This window comes from Bradyrhizobium sp. NC92, assembly GCF_025200865.1.
Lineage (GTDB): Bacteria > Pseudomonadota > Alphaproteobacteria > Rhizobiales > Xanthobacteraceae > Bradyrhizobium.
Genome location: NZ_CP104171.1, coordinates 3,120,387 through 3,137,496, shown reverse-complemented (window position 1 = coordinate 3,137,496; position 17,110 = coordinate 3,120,387). Strand labels below are relative to the sequence as shown.

The 17,110-nt window shown below is 65.7% G+C and carries 14 protein-coding genes; 1 reads left to right on the top strand and 13 read right to left on the bottom strand.

Translation table 11 applies throughout. From position 1 onward, the window contains the following. Positions 1 to 17 precede the first annotated feature (17 nt). The 9 genes from N2602_RS14505 to hydA form a co-directional block, all read right to left on the bottom strand. Positions 18 to 1,622: an ABC transporter substrate-binding protein gene (locus tag N2602_RS14505; protein WP_172784405.1), complete on the bottom strand. Its 1,605-nt coding sequence runs from the start codon at positions 1,620 to 1,622 to the stop codon at positions 18 to 20. A 141-nt stretch (positions 1,623 to 1,763) separates the two neighbouring features. Continuing rightward, on the bottom strand, positions 1,764 to 3,434 hold the full coding sequence (nikE, locus tag N2602_RS14500; RefSeq protein WP_260383055.1) for an ABC transporter ATP-binding protein: 1,671 nt from the start codon (positions 3,432 to 3,434) through the stop codon (positions 1,764 to 1,766). Beyond that, positions 3,431 to 4,279: an ABC transporter permease gene (locus tag N2602_RS14495; protein ID WP_260383054.1), complete on the bottom strand. Its 849-nt coding sequence runs from the start codon at positions 4,277 to 4,279 to the stop codon at positions 3,431 to 3,433. Before N2602_RS14495 ends, nikE begins: the two co-directional genes overlap by 4 nt. Beyond that, the gene (locus N2602_RS14490) at positions 4,276 to 5,310 is read right to left on the bottom strand and encodes an ABC transporter permease (protein ID WP_212256988.1); all 1,035 of its coding nucleotides are present in this window, start codon (positions 5,308 to 5,310) and stop codon (positions 4,276 to 4,278) included. Before N2602_RS14490 ends, N2602_RS14495 begins: the two co-directional genes overlap by 4 nt. Before the next feature lie 28 nt (positions 5,311 to 5,338). Beyond that, the gene (locus tag N2602_RS14485) at positions 5,339 to 6,958 is read right to left on the bottom strand and encodes an ABC transporter substrate-binding protein (RefSeq protein WP_260383053.1); all 1,620 of its coding nucleotides are present in this window, start codon (positions 6,956 to 6,958) and stop codon (positions 5,339 to 5,341) included. A 119-nt stretch (positions 6,959 to 7,077) separates the two neighbouring features. After that, positions 7,078 to 8,514: an NAD(P)-binding domain-containing protein gene (locus tag N2602_RS14480; RefSeq protein WP_260383052.1), complete on the bottom strand. Its 1,437-nt coding sequence runs from the start codon at positions 8,512 to 8,514 to the stop codon at positions 7,078 to 7,080. Then, positions 8,511 to 9,260 (bottom strand): SDR family oxidoreductase, encoded by a 750-nt coding sequence (locus tag N2602_RS14475; protein WP_260383051.1) that lies wholly within the window; start codon positions 9,258 to 9,260, stop codon positions 8,511 to 8,513. The genes N2602_RS14480 and N2602_RS14475 overlap by 4 nt, the downstream gene beginning before the upstream one ends. 1 nt (position 9,261) lies before the next feature. Then, entirely contained in the window at positions 9,262 to 10,236 is a 975-nt protein-coding gene (locus N2602_RS14470; RefSeq protein ID WP_260383050.1) for an NAD(P)-dependent oxidoreductase, read from the bottom strand. A gap of 16 nt (positions 10,237 to 10,252) precedes the next feature. Further along, the gene (hydA, locus tag N2602_RS14465; RefSeq protein ID WP_260383049.1) at positions 10,253 to 11,722 is read right to left on the bottom strand and encodes a dihydropyrimidinase; all 1,470 of its coding nucleotides are present in this window, start codon (positions 11,720 to 11,722) and stop codon (positions 10,253 to 10,255) included. A 56-nt stretch (positions 11,723 to 11,778) separates the two neighbouring features. On the opposite strand from hydA, the gene N2602_RS14460 reads away from it, so the two are divergent. Next, positions 11,779 to 12,441: an aspartate/glutamate racemase family protein gene (locus N2602_RS14460; RefSeq protein WP_260383048.1), complete on the top strand. Its 663-nt coding sequence runs from the start codon at positions 11,779 to 11,781 to the stop codon at positions 12,439 to 12,441. On the opposite strand, the gene N2602_RS14455 is transcribed toward N2602_RS14460, so the two are convergent. The 4 genes from N2602_RS14455 to N2602_RS14440 all read right to left on the bottom strand — a co-directional run bounded on the left by N2602_RS14455 (position 12,438) and on the right by N2602_RS14440 (position 17,107). Then, positions 12,438 to 13,097, bottom strand: coding sequence for a flavin reductase family protein (locus N2602_RS14455; protein WP_260383047.1), 660 nt, complete (start codon positions 13,095 to 13,097; stop codon positions 12,438 to 12,440). The genes N2602_RS14460 and N2602_RS14455 overlap by 4 nt on opposite strands. 5 nt (positions 13,098 to 13,102) lie before the next feature. Then, positions 13,103 to 14,035 (bottom strand): N-carbamoyl-D-amino-acid hydrolase, encoded by a 933-nt coding sequence (locus N2602_RS14450; RefSeq protein WP_260383046.1) that lies wholly within the window; start codon positions 14,033 to 14,035, stop codon positions 13,103 to 13,105. A gap of 103 nt (positions 14,036 to 14,138) precedes the next feature. Further along, positions 14,139 to 15,815, bottom strand: a complete 1,677-nt coding sequence (locus N2602_RS14445; RefSeq protein ID WP_260383045.1) for a long-chain-fatty-acid--CoA ligase — start codon at positions 15,813 to 15,815, stop codon at positions 14,139 to 14,141. Continuing rightward, the gene (locus N2602_RS14440; RefSeq protein ID WP_260383044.1) at positions 15,812 to 17,107 is read right to left on the bottom strand and encodes an aminotransferase class III-fold pyridoxal phosphate-dependent enzyme; all 1,296 of its coding nucleotides are present in this window, start codon (positions 17,105 to 17,107) and stop codon (positions 15,812 to 15,814) included. Before N2602_RS14440 ends, N2602_RS14445 begins: the two co-directional genes overlap by 4 nt. Between the last annotated feature and the right edge of the window lie 3 nt (positions 17,108 to 17,110).

The window sequence follows — 17,110 nt, the reverse complement described above, 5'->3', positions numbered from 1 at the left end:
CTTGCTTCAGCGCACGATCATGCAGATTTCGACACGCCCCAGAAGAACGGCAGCGGCCCCTTGGTGACGCCGGAGACGTTCTTGCGCCAGGCGGTGTAGCTCAGGAAGAAGCCCGTGGGCGCGTAGACCACGTCGTCGAGCGCCGCCTTGTTGAGGCGACCGATGGCAGCCTTCTCCTCGTCGAGGCTCTTGGCCTCGAACCAGGACGCGACCTCCTTCTCGGTGCCGGGGCTGTTCGGCCAGCCGAACCAGGCCTTGTCGCCGTTGGCGCGGATGGCGGTGTAGGGAGCCGGATTGATGCAGTCCGCGCCGGCATGCCAGGTGTGGAACATGTTCCAGCCGCCCTGTCCCGGCGGCGTCTTCTGCGCGCGACGGGAGCCGACCGTGCCCCAATCGGTGGCGACGAAATCGACATTCATGCCGAGCTTCTTGAGCAGGTCCGCGGTGACGTCACCCATTGCCTTGGTGATCGGCTGATCCTGCGCCACGATGCAGGTCACCGGCTGGCCGGAATAGCCGCTCTCGGCGAGCAGCTTCTTGGCCGCATCGAAATCGCGCTTGCCCTTCAGGATCTCGCCACCGACTTCGCTGTAGAGCGGCGTCTCCGGCGTGAAGAAGCCGGGCAGCGGCTTCCAGAGAGCGGTGTCGTCGCCGACGATCGCGCGCATATAGTCTTCCTGGCTGAGCGCCATCAGCACGGCACGCCGCGCCCGCACGTCGTTGAACGGCGCGAACAGATGATTCATCCGGAACGAGCCGATATTGCCCAGCGGATCGCCGATGTCGACGCTGATGTTCTTGTTCTTCTTCAGAACAGGCACGAGGTCGGCAATCGGGTTTTCCCACCAATCGACCTCGCCGTTCTGCAAGGCAGCGGCGGCCGTGGCCGGATCCGGCATCACGATCCATTCGATGCGATCAAGCTGCATCTGCTTGCCGCCCGCGAGCCAGGACGCCTTCTCCTGCCGCGGCACGTAGTCCGCAAATTTCTCGAACACCGCCTTCGCGCCCGGCACCCATTCGCCCTTGACGAACTTCATCGGCCCGGAGCCGACATAGTCGGTGATCTGCTTGAACGGATCGGTCTGCGCGATGCGCTCGGGCATGATGAAGCCGCAAGGCGAGTTGTTCTTGGCCAGCGCGTAGAGCATCTTCGGGAAGGGCTGCTTGAGCACCCATTTGAATGTGCGATCGTCGACCGCGGTCAGCTCCTGCTGCAGCGCCTTGATCATCAGACCCATCGGGTCGCGCGCCGACCAGCGCGTCAAGCTTGCCACGACGTCCTTGCTGAGCACCGGCTCGCCATCGTGGAACTTGAGCCCGGAGCGCAGCTTGAACGTCCAGGTCGTGCCGTCGTCGGTCACCTCCTCGGACTCGACCATCTGGCGTTGCGGCTTCAGCGAGGAATCGATGCCGTAGAGCGTGTCCCAGACCATCGCGGCGGCATTGCGCACGACATATTGCGTGCCCCAGATCGGGTCGAAATTGGCGAGATTGGCCTGCGGCACGAAACGCAGGGTGCGGGCCGCGGCGCCCTGAGCGATCGCCGGGGCCGACAGGCCGCCTGTCAATGCCAGACCGCCCGCGCCCGCCAACCCCTTCAATACCGTCCTGCGATCCATGAAGTCCTCCCAGTAATGCCGTGATGCCAGCTGTTCATTGGCAAAGGGCAAGTGAAACCGAGCCCATTTGCAAGCAAATGGTATGCCACTAAATGCGCCATCGCCAGTGGGATCTCACCGCCATTTGGGCTGATCCCGGCCTCAAAGAGCGACCGCCAGGACCGGCCCGGCCTCGAAATGCGGAATCGCCTCGACCAACTTGCGCGTGTAGTCGGTCTTCGGATTATCGAACAGGGCCCGGCTCTCGCCCTGCTCCACGATGCCGCCGTTGCGCAGCACGATGGTGCGGTCACACAGCATGCGCACGACGTTGAGATCGTGGCTGACGAACAGCAGTGCAATGTCGTTTTCACGCCTGAGGCGATCGAGCAGCTGCAGCACAACCGCCTGCACCGAGACGTCGAGCGCGGCGGTCGGCTCGTCCAGCACCAGAAGCCGCGGCCGGCAGGCGATGGCGCGGGCAATGCCGACGCGGGCTTTCTGACCGCCCGAGAGCTGATGCGGAAACCGCGGCAACAGATCGACCGGCAGTCCCACCCGCTCGGCGCATTCCTCCACCCGTTTGCGCAGCCCCTCGCCCGCGCGCATGCCGTCGAGCCGCATCAAGGGATGGGCAATGCAATCGAACGCCGTGAAGCGCGGGTTGAGACTCTCGTTCGGGTCCTGAAAGACCATCTGGATGTCTTTGCGCAGGGGCGAGCGGTGGAAATCGCGCGCCGCCACGTGGCCGATCGACTGCCCGTCGAACACGATGTCGCCTTCGCTCGGATCGATCAGGCGGCAGATCATCCGCGAGGTCGTGCTCTTGCCGGAGCCGGATTCGCCGACGAGACCGACGCTCTCGCCGCCGGCCATCGTCATCGAGAAGTCGGCCACCGCGGCAGAGCCCTGATCGAACCGCTTGGCGAGCTTGCGCACTTCCAGCAATGGCGGTGTCCCGTGTGCGGACTCCTGCCGTGGCTTGCCGAGAACGGCCGTATAACGCTCGCGCTCCTCCTCCGTCACGAGATCTTCGATCCGTGACGTCGCCGTCGGCGATGCCGCAACCAGGCGCCTCGTATAGGCGTGCTGCGGCGCGCCGAAGAGCGTGCTGGGGCTCGCCTCCTCGACGATGCGGCCGCGCTCCATCACGGCGATGCGGCGGCAATAGCGCGCCGCGAGGCCGAGGTCATGCGTGATCAGGATCGTCGCCATGCCACGCGCGGCGGCAATGTCTGCCAGGAGATCCATCACCACCTTCTGCGTGGTGACATCGAGGCCGGTGGTCGGCTCGTCCGCGATCAACAGCGCAGGATTGCAGGAGATCGCGATCGCGATCATGACGCGCTGGCACATGCCGCCGGAAAGCTCGTGCGGATAAGCGGTCATCCGCGCCTCGGGATCGCGGATCTGGACCGCGCGCAGCAACTCCAGCGCCTCGGCGCGCGCGGCCTCTTTCGAGATACGCTTGTGGGTGAGGATCGCGTCCGCGATCTGCAGGCCGATCGCACGGATCGGATTTAGCGCCGCCCGCGGGTTCTGGAAGATCATCGACATTGCGGCGCCCTGCAACTGTCGCAGATCATCGCCGCGGAGCTTGGTGACGTCCTGCCCGCGAAACAGGATCTTGCCGCCGGTGACGCGGCCGGCGGCATCCAGCAGCCGCGTCGTCGCAAAGCCGGTGACCGACTTGCCCGAGCCGCTCTCGCCGACGAGGCCGAGCATCTCGCCGGCCTTGACGGTGAGCGTCACGCCGCGCACGGCCTCCACAATGCCCCGCCGCGTCGAGAACGCGACGTGGAGGTCGTCGATCCTGAGCAGGTCCTCGCTCATGTGCGCATCCGGGGGTCGAGAATGTCCCGCATTCCGTCGCCGAGGAGATTGAAGCACAGCACTGCCAGCATCAGCGCAAGGCCCGGAAAGGCCACCAGCCACCAGCGTCCGGTCGAGATGAAGCGCGCCCCTTCCGCGACCATGATGCCCCATTCCGGCGTCGGCGGCTTCACGCCGAGGCCGATGAAGGACAGGCCGGCGGCGTTGAGAATGGCCCAACCCAGATTGAGCGAGATCTGCACCGCCATCGCCGGCAGGATGTTCGGCAGCAGGAAGCGCAGCACCACTGAGAAATGGCTCTCGCCGCAGGCGCGCGCAGCCTCGACCCAGCCGACATTGCGCCGGACATTGACCTCGGCGCGTGCGAAGCGGATGTAGAAAGGAAGATTGATGATCGCGGTAGCGATCACGATGTTCTCGATCCGGTTGCCGAGGGCGGCGACCATCGCCATCGCCAGTACGAACAGCGGAAACGCCATCATCACGTCGACGAAGCGGCCGACGGCGCGATCGAGCTTGCCGCCGGCATAGCCGCAGAACGAACCGACGACGGCCCCGATCACGAAGGAGATGCCGACCGCGGAGACTGCGATGGCAAGGTCGAGCCGCGCGGCGATGATGAGACGGCTGAACACGTCGCGCCCGAGTTGGTCGGTGCCGGCGAGATGCGCGGCGCTCGGCGGCAACAGCGCCTCCGACACGTTCGAGACCACGGGATCATCGGGCACGATCCAGGGACCAAAGATCGCGACCAGGACGAACAGCGTCACCCCGGCCGCGGCCACCGCCGTCAGCGGATTGCCGCGCAAAATCCAGACCGAATGGCGAAGTGTGGCGCTAGTCATTCGATCGACACCCTGGGATCGGCGATGCCGTAGCAGATGTCCACGACGAGATTGACCAGCACGAACAGGCTGGCCATCAGCAGCACGAAGCCCTGCACCGGCGCATAGTCGGACGACAGCAACGCGTCGAGCGCATAGGAGGCCACGCCCGGCCAGGAGAACACTTTCTCCACCAGCACATTGGCGCCCAGCATGGTCGAGAACACGATGCCGGCGATGGTGATGACGGGCAGGATCGCGTTGCGGAGCGCATAGGTGACGACGACCTTGCGCCAGGACAATCCGACCGAGCGCGCGGTGCGCACGAAATCGCTGCCGAGCGAGACCAGCATCGAGGCGCGCGTGATCCGCGCCAGCGGCGCGATCACGAACAGCGCCATGCTCACCGCCGGCAGGATCAATTGCCTGCAGGCCGCCCACCAGCCCTCAACGTCACCGGCGAGCAGGAAATCGATCGAGAGGAAGCCGGTGCGCTGCGGCGGCAGCGAGGTGAAGACGTCGATCCGCCCGGTCGGATCAGGCGCAAGCCCGAGCAGATAATAGAAGACGTAGATCAACAGCAGGCCCGAGACGAAGGTCGGCACGCAGACGCCGAGCGCGCAGAACAGCCGCACGCCGTGATCGATGATCGATCCCGGCCGCAGCGCCGCGATGACGCCGAGCGGCACCGCCGCGATCAGCGCGATCAGGAGTGCGGTGAAGGTGAGCTCCAGGGAGGCCGGCAGCCGCTCGCGGAGGTCCTTCAGCACCGGCTGGCCGGTCATCATCGAGCGGCCGAGATTGCCGTGGCCGATGTCGGAGAGATAGAACACGAGCTGCTCCGGCACGGATTTGTCGAGCCCCATCTGCTTGCGGATCTGCTCGATCTCCTCCTTGCCGGCATTGGGCCCCGAGGCGAAGAACACCGCGGGGTCGCCGGGCAGGACGCGCATCAAGAGGAAGGTGAAGACCAGCACACCGAACAGCGCCGGCAGCGACGACAAGAGCCGCCTGCCCGCCCGCACCATCGTTGCACCAAGACCGGTCGTCACCATTCAGTGTCCCTGCTGGCCGCTGATGTCACTTGCGGCTGACATCGCGATAATCCACCTGGCGATGGAACTCGTAAGTGTAGCCTTCGATCGACGGCGCCATCACCGCGTCCTGATTGGGTTGCCACAGCATGATTTGCGGCATCAGGTCGAAATGCATCGCGTTGAGCTTGCGGCCGGCTTCCTCGTACTTGGCCTTATCCGGCTCAAAGCGCGCCTCCTGCGCAATCGCCGCAAGGTCGGGGTTGTTGATCGAGCTGTAATTCCAGCGCTGACTGCCGGTGTAGAAGTTGCGGTAGAAATAGTCGGTCGACGGCAGCCAGGCGACGATACCTTCGGTGAAGAACGGCAGCTTCTTCTCGTTGATCTGCGTCGACATCTGTGCGTCCGGCAGCTTCTGGATGTCGACCTTGATACCGATCTTGCCAAGCGACTCCTTGACGAGGGCGGCCATCGGCTCGGCTGTCGAGGCCTGGCCGACGTTGAAGCTGAAGGTGGTCGAGAAGCCCTCGGGAAGACCAGCGGCTTTGAGGTACTCCCTGGCCTTGTCGAGATCGAGCTTCAGCGGCTGCTGGAACGGATAGATGCCGTTCGCCGGCTTGCCGTCCGCCCAGGTCGCGCCAAACAGGGGCGCCCCCCGGCCGAACAGAGCGGCCTTGAACATGTCGTCATAGGGCAGCGCGGAAGCGATGGCGCGGCGAACATTGACGTTGTCGAAGGGCGGGATCTGGTTGTTCATCGAGACGAAGGTGACCGCGTTGTATTGCGGCGTCGAGATCACCTTGAGCTTGCCCTTGGCCTCCAGCGACTGCACGTCGCTCGCCTGCAGGTCGAGCACGAGATCGGCATCGCCGCGTTCGACGAGGTTCGCGCGCGTCGCCGGCTCCGGCACCGACTGCACGATGATGCGCTTGAAGAACGCGGGCTTGTTGGCCGAGCCGCGGTTCCAGCTCTCGTCGCGCTTGAGAATCACCTGCTCGCCGGGCTTGAAGCTTTCGACCGCATAGGCGCCGCTACCGGCAGTGTGCTCCTTCAGCCAGGCCGTGGCCCAGGGGTCGTCAGCCGTCGCGTGCTCTTTTGCCACTTTCGAGTTGATGATCATCGGATAGACGGTGGCAAGATTAGGCAGCGCAAGCTTGTCCGGTTTTGGCAGCGTCACCTCGATGGTGAGGGGATCGATCACCTTGAACTGATCGGCTGACGTCAGCGAGCCCGTCAGCAGCTGCGCCTTGCCGAGGATCGGCGCGGTGACGCAGCGGTCGAGCGACCACTTCACGTCCTCGGCGGTGACGGGCGAGCCGTCCTGGAATTTTGCATCCTTGCGCAGGCGGAAAGTGATCTTCAGGCCGTCGGGACTGACGTCATAGGATTCGGCGAGCTCGCCGGTGATCGTATCGAGGTCGAACACCCATTTGCCGTTGAGCTGCTTGCGGCCGAATGCCACCAGCCGGTCATAGGTGCTCATGCTCAGCGCGAAGGATTCGCGCGTCGAACCGGGAATGTTGGGATCGAGCGTGTTGACGGAGGCGCCGGTGACGTAGCGCAAGGTCTCGGCCCGGGTTTGCGCCTGCGAAGGCGCGGCGGCGATGAGCAACAGCGCGGTGGTGGCGAGGACCGACGACGCCAACCTGAAAGACACAAAACGCATTGGTTTTTCCCTGAATTTCGAACCAGAACGCCAGCAAGGCAGGTTCAAAAAGAAGCAAGTTGCGCGCCAGTCTCACCGCGCGTTTTTGGGGACGCATCGTCGCGGCGGCGCATGGATGATCACAGCGATTCCCCCATTTTTCGCGCCGGCCGCGCAACCACGGCCTGCGGCATGTCATAGGCGCTGAGCGAAGCCCAGTGCCGTTCGACATCGGCGCGGAACAGGCCGCGCGTCAGGCCGTGAACGAGCTTTGGAACAGCGGTCGTCATCGCGTTGATCGACGATCCCGACGGACCGAAGCTCATGGTGGAGGCGATGGCGAAGAGATGGACGTCGGAGATCCACGGCGTCGTTCCCGGCACGCGCTCGGTGAAGGAATAGTCGTCGGCAAGATAGGGAAAGCGGCCGAGCCGTTCGTTGCGTTCGTCTTCCGGCGGCTGGTAGCGGTCGGTCCAGATGGCGATGTTGCCGGCGAAATTGGCGAGTTCGCCGCGACCGGCAAAGTCCATGTCGATGCCGGTACCGCAGATGACGAAATCGGCCGTGATGGCTCCGCGTGGCGTCTGGAGTTCAACGCCTTTGCCGGTCTTGCGCGCGGCTTCGACCGGCGCGCCCTCGTGCAAGATGAAATTGGCGTGACGCGCGCAGCGGTCATAGGTCGGTTGCGGAAATCCCTCGCGCATTTCGAGGATCTTGCGCATGAAGCGCCAGCGCCAGGCATCGTCGAGATCGCTGAGATGGCGCAGGAAGCCGCGAAAGGTCAGCCAACGATAGGGCTGGATGACCTGGATCTGCGCACGGCGGCACAGCAGGTGCACCTCGGCGGCTCCGGCTTCCAGCGCAGTCGCCGCATTATCGAAAGCGGAGGCGCCGGCACCGATGACGGCGACGCGCTTGCCGCGCAGGCTTTCGAAATCGATGTCGTCGGCAACGGTTGCAACGGAGCTCGCCGGCAGATGCGCTAGCTGCTCCGGGATCATCCAATCGCCCATGCCCTCCTGCCCCGTCGCGAGCACGATCTTGCGGGCATAGAGCGTTTCGTCCCCTCCTGCCCGTTTCACGCGCGCAGCAAGAAGGCCGCCAGCCGCCGGCGCGATCTCCAGCAGCCCACAAGCATTGCGCACCGGCAGGCCGACCGTGCGCCGCAGCCAGAGCAGGTACTCTGCCCAATGCTCCCGCGCGATCAGGCCGAGCTCCTGCCAGCTCGCCTTGCCGAAGCGGGCCTCGTGCCAGGATTGGTACGTCAGGCTGGGGATATCGAGATCGGGCCCGGTATAGTCCTTCGGGCTGCGCAATGTCGGCATCCGGGCGTAGGTGAGCCACGGGCCCTCCTTCCCCTCCTCGGCCTTGTCGATCAGCAGAATGTTGCTGACGCGCGAGCGCAGCAGGCCGAAGCCGATGGCGATGCCGGACTGGCCGGCGCCGATGATGAGGACATCCAGCGCCGGCTTGCCATCGGGTCCCGTTTTGGGATCGAGCCAGGCAGCGCCGGGATGCGCGATCCTGGAGAGATCGGCGCGAATATCGGCTTCGAGCTGGGTGAGCGCCTCACTCATGCCGCGAGCCAGCCTCCGTCGACCACCATCACGGTGCCGGTCGTGAACGAAGAGGCGTCGCTGGCGAGATGCAGCGCGGTCTGCGCGATCTCCTCGGCCTGGCCGAACCGCTTCATGGCGTGCCGGTTGCGCGAGGCTTCGCGCACTTCGTCCGGATTCGCGTGGCGGGCAAAGCTGCGGCGAAGCATCGGCGTGTCGATCGCGCCAGGCGCGATCGCGTTGACACGGATGCCGTCGGTGGCGAAGTCCACCGCCATGGTCCGGGTCAGGCTGATGATCGCGCCCTTGGCCGCGATATAGGCGCTGTTGCCCTTGCCGCCGGCAATGGCGAGTTGCGAGGCCAGCGTGATGATCGAGCCGCTGTTCTGCCGCTGCATCTGCGGCACCGCGGCCCGCGCCCACAGCCAGGTGCCGCCGACATTGGCGCGGAACACCGCATCCCAGTCATCCAGGTTCGTCGTCAGCACCGTGCCGCCACAGGAGAAGCCGGCTGCCGTCATCAGGATGTCAAGCCGGCCGTGCCGGGCCACGACGTCGCCGACGACCGTCTCGGCGAATGCGGCATCGCCGACGTCGCCGACATGCATCGTTGCCTCGCTCAGCAGCCCCAGCGTGTCCTCGAGGCCAGCGGCATCACGATCGACCAGGGCAAGGCGCGCGCCCTCCTCCGCGAACAGTTTTGCGCTGGCGCGGCCGATGCCCGAGCCCGCGCCGGTGATGATGGCGGTGCGCCCATTCAGCCGCATCTCAGATCCACTCCTTGTGCTGCTTCAGCCAGGCGCTCATCGCGGCAGCGGACTCGGCGCAGCCGAACCGCGCGCGCCAACCGAATTCGTCGGCCATTCGCGTCACCGACAGCGGCGCGCGATAGGGCCCGTGCAGCTTGATGGCCGTCTTCTCTCCCGGCGCCGCGAGCCGGCACTCCAGGCCGGGATGCAACGCTGCGAACGCCTCGCCCCATTGCAATGCGGGCCACGCCCCGCCGTTCGAAATGTTGTACAGCCGGTGACGAGTGCGCTCGGCTTCGACCAGAATCGCGACGGCTTCGGCAGCGTCCGGCGCGTAAGTCCAGTCTCGTAGACCCGGCTCCGGCATGATGGCCGGCTCGCCGCGAGCGAATGCGGCCAATATCTGATATTGGAGGCTCGGCGTATCGCGCACGGAACCGGGGCGCTCCCACGGCCCGAAGACCGCAGTCAACCGCACACTCAGGAAATCACCGCCAAAAAGTTCGGCGTGCCGTGCCACCGATCGTTCCGAAGTGAACTTGCTGATGGCGTAGAACGAGACGGGATCGCAGGGCGTTTCCTCGTCGAGAATGTCGACCCGCGCACCCGCCGCGCCATAGGCCGAGGCCGACGACAGATTGACGACGCGGCGAACGCCATGGCGGATCGCGGCTTGCAGGATCGGGATCTGGGCCATGACGTTGATCTCGAGAACGCGCGCGGTCGATGCCCTTTCGAGGTCATCCCCGGCGGTCACCGCGGCGCCCAGCACGATCGCATCGCAGCCCTTTGCGATAAGGGCATCGATGGTGTCTGCGTCGGTGACATCGCCCTGCACCGCTTTGAGCCGTGCGCCGTAGTCGGCAAGAGATCGCTGCGCGGATGGCGGCAACGGTGCACGATCATACAGCGTCACCTCGTGCCCACGCGCGAGCAGCACCTCGGCCAGATTGAGGCCGACAAAACCGGTGCCGCCGAAGATGACGATCTTCATCGCGCGCGATCCACCATCACAGCAGCTTGGCTCCAAAATTCCGCTCCGGATCCATGTCGGCAACGAGCCGGCCGGTCGGCCTGGCCGCCTCGCCGCCGCTGCGCGCCAGGAATTTTCCGCTGCCGGCGCGCGCAAGACACTTGTCGCCCTCGATGATCACGCGGCCGCGCGAGAGCACCGAGACCGGCCAGCCCTTCAGCTGGCGGCCCGCGAACGGCGTGTAGCCGGCGAGATCGTGCATCATCTCGTCGGCGATGGTGACCTCGCGGTTGGGATCCCAGATCGCGATATCGGCATCGGCGCCGACGGCGATCGAGCCCTTGCGCGGATGCAGATTGTAGATCTTTGCCGGCGCCGTCGCGGTCAGCTCGACGAATTTTTCCAGGCCGAGCCGTCCCTTCGACACCATCGCGTCGAACAACAGCGGCAGCCGCAGCTCCAGGCCCGGGAGGCCGTTGGCAACCTGCTTGAAGTTGGGATTGGGACCGGCGCGCAACTTGCCGGTCTCGTCATAGCGATACGGCGCGTGGTCCGACGAGATGGTCTGGAGATCACCGAGCGAGAGCGCCTGCCACAGCGCCTCCTGGTCGGCATGCGTGCGCGGCGGCGGGCTGCACATCCACTTCGCGCCCTCAGCACCCGGCTTGTCGAGATCCGCAGCGGTCAGGAACAGATATTGCGGGCAGGTCTCGGCGAAGACCTTGAGCCCCTGCCCGCGCGAGTCGCGGATCACCTTGGCACCCTCGGCTGTCGAGACATGGAAGATCATGATCGGCTGGTCGATCAGCGCCGCCATGCCAATCAGCCGGGTGAAGGCTTCCGCTTCCGAGACGCGGGCGTGGCTGACGGCGTGGTATTTCGGCATGCTGTAGCCGCGCGACAGCAGCCGCTTCACCATCCAGGCGATGATGCCGTGGTTCTCGGCGTGGGCACACAGCATCGCACCCGACTGACGCGCAGCGAGCAGGATGTCGAGCAGCGGCTCGTCGTCGACCTTGAGGCGGTCGTAGGTCATGAAGATCTTGATCGAGGCATGGCCCTGCTTCACCAGCGCGGGAATGTGCTCCTCGACCGTCTCCTTGGTCGCGTCCGCAATGATCATGTGAAAGGCGTAGTCGATCACCGCACCCTTCTTCGCCAGGGCGTGATAATCCTCGACGACCTGCGGCAGCTTCATGCCGACATGCTGAGCCGCGAACGGGATCACCGTGGTGGTGCCGCCGAAGGCGGCAGAGACGGTGGCGCTCTCGAACGTATCGGCGTTCATGATGCCGGCGGCCGAGAGCTGCTCGATATGGGCGTGGCTGTCGACGCCGCCGGGCAGCACCAGCTTGCCGCGGGCGTCGATTTCGCGCTTTGCGGGCGGAAGCCCGCGGCCGATCGCCGCGATGGTCTCGCCGGAGATGGCGACGTCGGCCTCGAAGACGTCGGTCGTGGTGGCGACGCGGCCGCCGCGGATGATCAGGTCGTAAGCGGGTTCAGTCATGAGGCACTCCGTGATAGGCTCAAGGCACGTTCGCTAAAATTCGCAGGAAGATCATCATGTCCCGGCCGCGCATTCTCGTCATCAACCCGAACTCCAACCACAAGGTCACGCAGGGGCTGGAGGATGCGTTGAAGCCGCTCGATTTCGAAGGCGGACCCGAAGTGGTCTGCCAGACGCTGGCCGAGGGTCCGTTCGGCATCGAAAGCCAGGCGGACGCCGATAGCGTTGCGATACCTTTGCGGAAGCTGGTCGAAAGCGACAACAGCTCGGCCGCCTTCGTCATCGCCTGCTACAGCGATCCCGGGCTCCAGGTCTGCCGTGAAGGCACCGACCGGCCGGTGTTCGGCATTGCCGAGTGTGGCGTGCTGACGGCGCTTTCCCGCGCGGAGACCTTCGGCGTCATCGCCATCGCGCAGCGGTCGATTCCGCGGCACATGCGCTATCTCAGGCAGATGGGCCTGACCGACCGCTTTTCCGGCGAGCGGCCACTGAACATGAGCGTCGCCGAAACCGCTTCCGGTGAAGGCACGCTCGCCAAGATGATCGAGGTCGGCCGCGCGCTGCGCGACGAGGACGGTGCCCGCGCCATCGTGATGGGCTGCGCCGGCATGGCCCGCCACCGCCGTGCGCTGGAAGACGAGCTGCGCATTGCCGTGATCGATCCGACACAGGCGGCCGTCACCATGGCGCTGGGTACGGTGCGGTTCTCGGCCCACTAGGCGTCCTTCAGCTCTTTGGTTTCCTGGCGCGCGAGCCATTGCGCATGGCTCTCGCGGACCAGGGCAAACGTGTCCCGCTGGGTGGTGTAGAGGTTGCCGAACATGCGGCCGATCGGCCGATAGGCGTCGAGATCGACGTACATGTTGGCGGTATCGACCAGGCCCTCGCGGGCGTGAACCCGCAAGACCTCGCCGACCAGGAGCTCGCGATCGGGCGAGAAGGTCAGCACGACATGGCGCCGGCATTCCAGCGCGAACGGCGCCGCAGCGAGGCGCGGCACCTTCACGTCCACGCAGGGAAGCGTCGCCAGGCCCGTCGCGGCGACCTCGCTGTCGCCTGAGGGGAAATCGACCGCGCAGTCGTTCATCGCGACCGACAGCGCCTCGTCCACCATATGCACCACGAATTCGCCGTCGCGATGGATGTTGCGAGTGGTGTCCTTCGGCGAGTGGTCCGGCTTGTGCTGGAGCCCGAGCACGATCAAGGCCGGGCTTTCGGAGAACACGTTGAAGAAGCTGAACGGCGCGGCATTCACCGCCCCGGTCTCGTCCAGCGTGGTCACCAGCGCGATCGGCCGCGGCACCACCACGCCGCAAAGCAGCTTGTAGCGATCGCGCGGATCGAGCTCACGCAGGGAGATGCCCTTGTCAGCCATCGGCGTCAGTTCTCCGGCGGCGGCACCGCGCCGGTCTGGCTGGTGATCAGGCCGTAATGCTCGATGCGGCGATGCCGGGCGAAATCGAAGATCGTGGTCTTGCCGAAGGTGGTGGCGTCGAGGTCGCAGGCGTGAACCAGAACCTCGTCATCGTCTGTCTTCGCCTCGGCCACGATCTCGCCATTGGGATCGACGATCAGGCTGCCGCCGAACAGCGGGTGACCGTCCTCATTGCCGGCCTTGGCGACCGCGACCACCCAGGTCGCGTTCTGATAGGCGCCGGCCTGCACCGAGAGGCGATTGTGGAACAGGCGCTTCTCGACGCCCTCCTCACTCTTCTCCGCATTTACCGACGGCGTGTTGTAGCCGATCAGCACCATCTCGACGCCCTGCAGGCCCATGACGCGATAGGTCTCGGGCCAGCGGCGATCATTGCAGATCGCCATGCCGATGATGCCGCCGAGCTCGCGCCAGACATTGAAGCCGAGATCGCCCGGCTCGAAATAGCGCTTCTCCAGGTGCTGATGCGAGCGCTTGGTGTCGTATTCCACATGGCCCGGCAGATGGACCTTGCGGTATTTGCCGACGATCTTGCCGGTTTTGTCGGTCAGGATCGCGGTGTTGAAATGATGACCTTCCGGGGTCAGCTCGGCATAGCCGAAATTCATCGCCATTCCGTGCTGCGCCGCGCGCTCGAACAGCGGCCTGGTTGCCGCGTTCGGCATCTCGCGTTCGAACCAGATGTCGAACTCGGCGCGGTCCTCGACGTACCAGCGCGGGAAAAACGTCGTCAGCGCCAGCTCGGGATAGACGATCAGGTCGGCGCCCTTCGCTTTCGCCTCGTCCATCAGCGCGACCATGCGCTTGACCACGGCCTCGCGGCTGTCGGCTTTCTGGATCGGGCCCATCTGGGCGGCGGCGACATTGACGATGCGCATCAGCGAGTTCCTGGTGATGTCTGGGGGGAAGGGTCGGCTCGTGGGATCTTCCGCCGCGCCGAGCATAACGCGGCTCCGTGCCGATATTCCAGCCAAGCAGCTTTCATGCCGTCCGCCCCCATTCGGCATCCTGCAACAGCCGCCAGTTGATTTTGTTGCTGGCGGTGCGCGGCAGGGACTCGACGAAAACGACGGCGCGCGGCGCCTTGTAGCTTGCCATCGCGCCGCGTGCCCAGCCGACGATATCATCGGCCGAAGTCGTCGCGCGCGCGGCGTCATCGAGCACCACCAGCGCCTTTACGGTCTCACCGCGATAGCCGTCCGGCGCTGAAATGATGCAGCATTCCCGGATGGCGCGGTTCTGGTACATCGCCGCCTCGACCTCGGCCGGCCACACCTTGAAACCGCTGACATTGATCATCCGCTTCAGGCGGTCGACGGCGAAGAAATAACCGTCGGCATCGCGGTAGCCGAGATCGCCGGTGCGCAGGAACCGCTTGCCGTCGCGTTCGATGAAGGCCTCAGTATCCGCCTGCGGCCTGTTCCAGTAACCCTGCAGCACCTGCGGCCCATGCACGATGATCTCGCCGACCACGTGGTCGTCGAGCTCGATCAGGCTTTCGGGATCGATCACCCTGGCGTCGGTCTCGTGCACGGCGATGCCGAGGCATTGCCGCTTGGGTGCGGCCATCGGATTGAGGTGCGTCGGGGACATCGTCTCGGTCATGCCGTAACCCTCGACGAAATCCAGGCCGAACCGCCCCTTGAGCCGTTCGGCGACCGCGGTCGGCATCGCCGCGCCGCCGCCAGTCAGCACCTTGAGCTTGGCAAAGCATTTTTCGCGGAAACTGGCGCTGGCGAGCACATCCACGATCATGGTCGGCGCGGCGTTCCAGAACGTGACGCCATAGGTCTCGAACAGGTCGGGGAGCAGATCCTTGTCCCAGCGCGCCATCAGCAGCAGCGTGGCGCCGGCGACGATGGCGGCATTCATCGAGCCCTGCATGCCCGCGACATGGAACAGCGGCATGAAGCCGGTCATCACGTCGCTGCCGTCGAGCCCGTACCAGCGCGCCTGCAAGACGGCGGTGAACAGCGCGCTACGATGGGTATGCATGCAAGCCTTGGGCTTGCCTGTCGTCCCGGACGTGTAGGGCAGGATCATGAGATCGTCCGGCCCCGCCTCCATCGCACCCGGCTGCAGGCGTTGCGTGATCGCGGGCGACCACGAATACCAGCCCGGCGACGACGGCACTTCCGACGGCGCGTCGGTCACGCACAGCGGCAGCGTGTAGGGCGTGGCGGCTGGAACCTCGTCGCGATATTGCGCGACGATTGCATGCGTGATGGCCTCGCCGACCAGTGGCGCAACCACATCGCTCAGCTCGCTGCCGATGATCGCGACCCTGGCGCCGCTGTCCGCAGCGAGATACGCGATCTCGGCGGTCTTGTTCATGGGATTGACCGGTACGAGCACGGCGTCCGCCCGCATCACCGCGTAATAGGCGACGACATATTGTGGCGAGTTCTGCAGCGCGATCATGACGCGGTCGCCGCGCTTGATGCCGCAAACGCCTTGCAGGAAGCCGGCCATGGCATCGACCCGGTCGCGCAGCTCGGCGTAGCTCAGGCTAGCGCCGTAGAACACCGTCGCCGGATGCGAGGGACGTTCACGTGCAGCACGCGCCAGCGCGTCGTAAAGCGTCCCCTCCGGCATCGCGAGATGCCAGGGCTCGTCCGCCGGCCAGGCCGGTGACCTCAGGGACGTTGTGTGGCTCACCCGTGCTCCTCGTCAGCGACATCGAGACCGTGGTCGAGCGCGTCCAGAAGCTGGTTAGCCTCGCGCTCGGAGATGATCAGAGGCGGTGCCAGGAACAGCGAGGTCTGCTCGCCGCTGGTGCCGATCACCGCGCCGGCCTCCAGCGCGCGCTCCGCGACGCGCGAGGCGATCGGCACCTCCGTGGTGTCGGCATGCCAGGTGCGCCAATCCGGGCCATGCAGCTCGACCGTCCAGTGCAGCCCCTGCCCCGCCACGCGCTGCACGCTCGGATGCCTTTGCGCGATCGCCAGCAGGCGCCGCGCAAACAGCCTTTCGAGGCCCGCGACGTGCTCCAAAATCTTGTCGTCGCTGACGACCTTCAGATAGGCGCTCACCGCAGCCATGCTGATCGGATGGCCGCGCAACGTGCCGTAATTCTGCCAGCTCGTGCCCTTGAGCCGCTCGACGATGTCCTTGGACACCACCACCGCGGCGACCGCCGCCGCCCCGCCGCCCAGCGATTTGCCGAGCGTCACGATGTCGGGGCGGCTCTGCGCGCCCTGGAATGCGAACCAGCGGCCCGCGCGGCCTGCGCCGGTGACGACCTCGTCCGCGATCCAGTACGAACCGGCCTCTCGCGCGCAGCGCGCGACCTCGTCCTGATAGGCGCCGTCGTAATAGATGCCGCCTTGCGTGTAGTCGATGATCGTCGCTGCCGTGTCCGACAAGAGGCGCGGCGCGTCAGCCAGATATTCGCTGGGCGGCGCGTTGTTGGCCGGCGCGCCATAGATCGCGCCATTCGGCGCCGGGAGAATCCGCACCGGTGCCATCGGTGCCGGCAATTTTGAGCCGCCGGCGTGCACCGCGAGGCCGCCGTGCCATTGCGGCTGCACCGTCATGCTGCGCGACAGGCCGGTGATGCCGTGATAGGCGCGCTCGCGCGTTGCCAGCGCGGAGCGCTGCGTCAGCGCCTGGCACAGCGACAGCGCCATGTCGTTGGCCTCGCTGCCGCTGATGCAGAAGCGCACCGCGCCGACCCAATCCTCTTCGCCCTTGAAGGCGGTGGCCATCAGATCGCCGGCGGCCTGCTCGCGGCCAACCCAGGTCCACCCTTCGTTGACGACGGGCGTATCCGCCGCGCGGCGGACCGCCTCCACCATAGCGGGATGGCGGTGGCCGAGACCGCCGCCGGTGTTGCTGCCGTCGATCAGCTTGCGGCCGTCCGCAAGGTGAAAGTAGACGCCCTCGCCGCCGACCACGGCCATCGGTGCGGCCTCGCCCGCATTCAGCCCGGTTCGCAACAATCTGCTCATCGC

Excerpts from the sequence above, each read along its gene's own strand:
- N2602_RS14505 (WP_172784405.1), bottom strand. The coding sequence starts at position 1,622 with ATGGATCGCAGGACGGTATTGAAGGGGTTGGCGGGCGCGGGCGGTCTG.
- nikE (WP_260383055.1), bottom strand. The coding sequence starts at position 3,434 with ATGAGCGAGGACCTGCTCAGGATCGACGACCTCCACGTCGCGTTCTCG.
- N2602_RS14495 (WP_260383054.1), bottom strand. The coding sequence starts at position 4,279 with ATGACTAGCGCCACACTTCGCCATTCGGTCTGGATTTTGCGCGGCAAT.
- N2602_RS14485 (WP_260383053.1), bottom strand. The coding sequence starts at position 6,958 with ATGCGTTTTGTGTCTTTCAGGTTGGCGTCGTCGGTCCTCGCCACCACC.
- N2602_RS14480 (WP_260383052.1), bottom strand. The coding sequence starts at position 8,514 with ATGAGTGAGGCGCTCACCCAGCTCGAAGCCGATATTCGCGCCGATCTC.
- N2602_RS14475 (WP_260383051.1), bottom strand. The coding sequence starts at position 9,260 with ATGCGGCTGAATGGGCGCACCGCCATCATCACCGGCGCGGGCTCGGGC.
- N2602_RS14470 (WP_260383050.1), bottom strand. The coding sequence starts at position 10,236 with ATGAAGATCGTCATCTTCGGCGGCACCGGTTTTGTCGGCCTCAATCTG.
- hydA (WP_260383049.1), bottom strand. The coding sequence starts at position 11,722 with ATGACTGAACCCGCTTACGACCTGATCATCCGCGGCGGCCGCGTCGCC.
- N2602_RS14460 (WP_260383048.1), top strand. The coding sequence starts at position 11,779 with ATGTCCCGGCCGCGCATTCTCGTCATCAACCCGAACTCCAACCACAAG.
- N2602_RS14455 (WP_260383047.1), bottom strand. The coding sequence starts at position 13,097 with ATGGCTGACAAGGGCATCTCCCTGCGTGAGCTCGATCCGCGCGATCGC.
- N2602_RS14450 (WP_260383046.1), bottom strand. The coding sequence starts at position 14,035 with ATGCGCATCGTCAATGTCGCCGCCGCCCAGATGGGCCCGATCCAGAAA.
- N2602_RS14440 (WP_260383044.1), bottom strand. The coding sequence starts at position 17,107 with ATGAGCAGATTGTTGCGAACCGGGCTGAATGCGGGCGAGGCCGCACCG.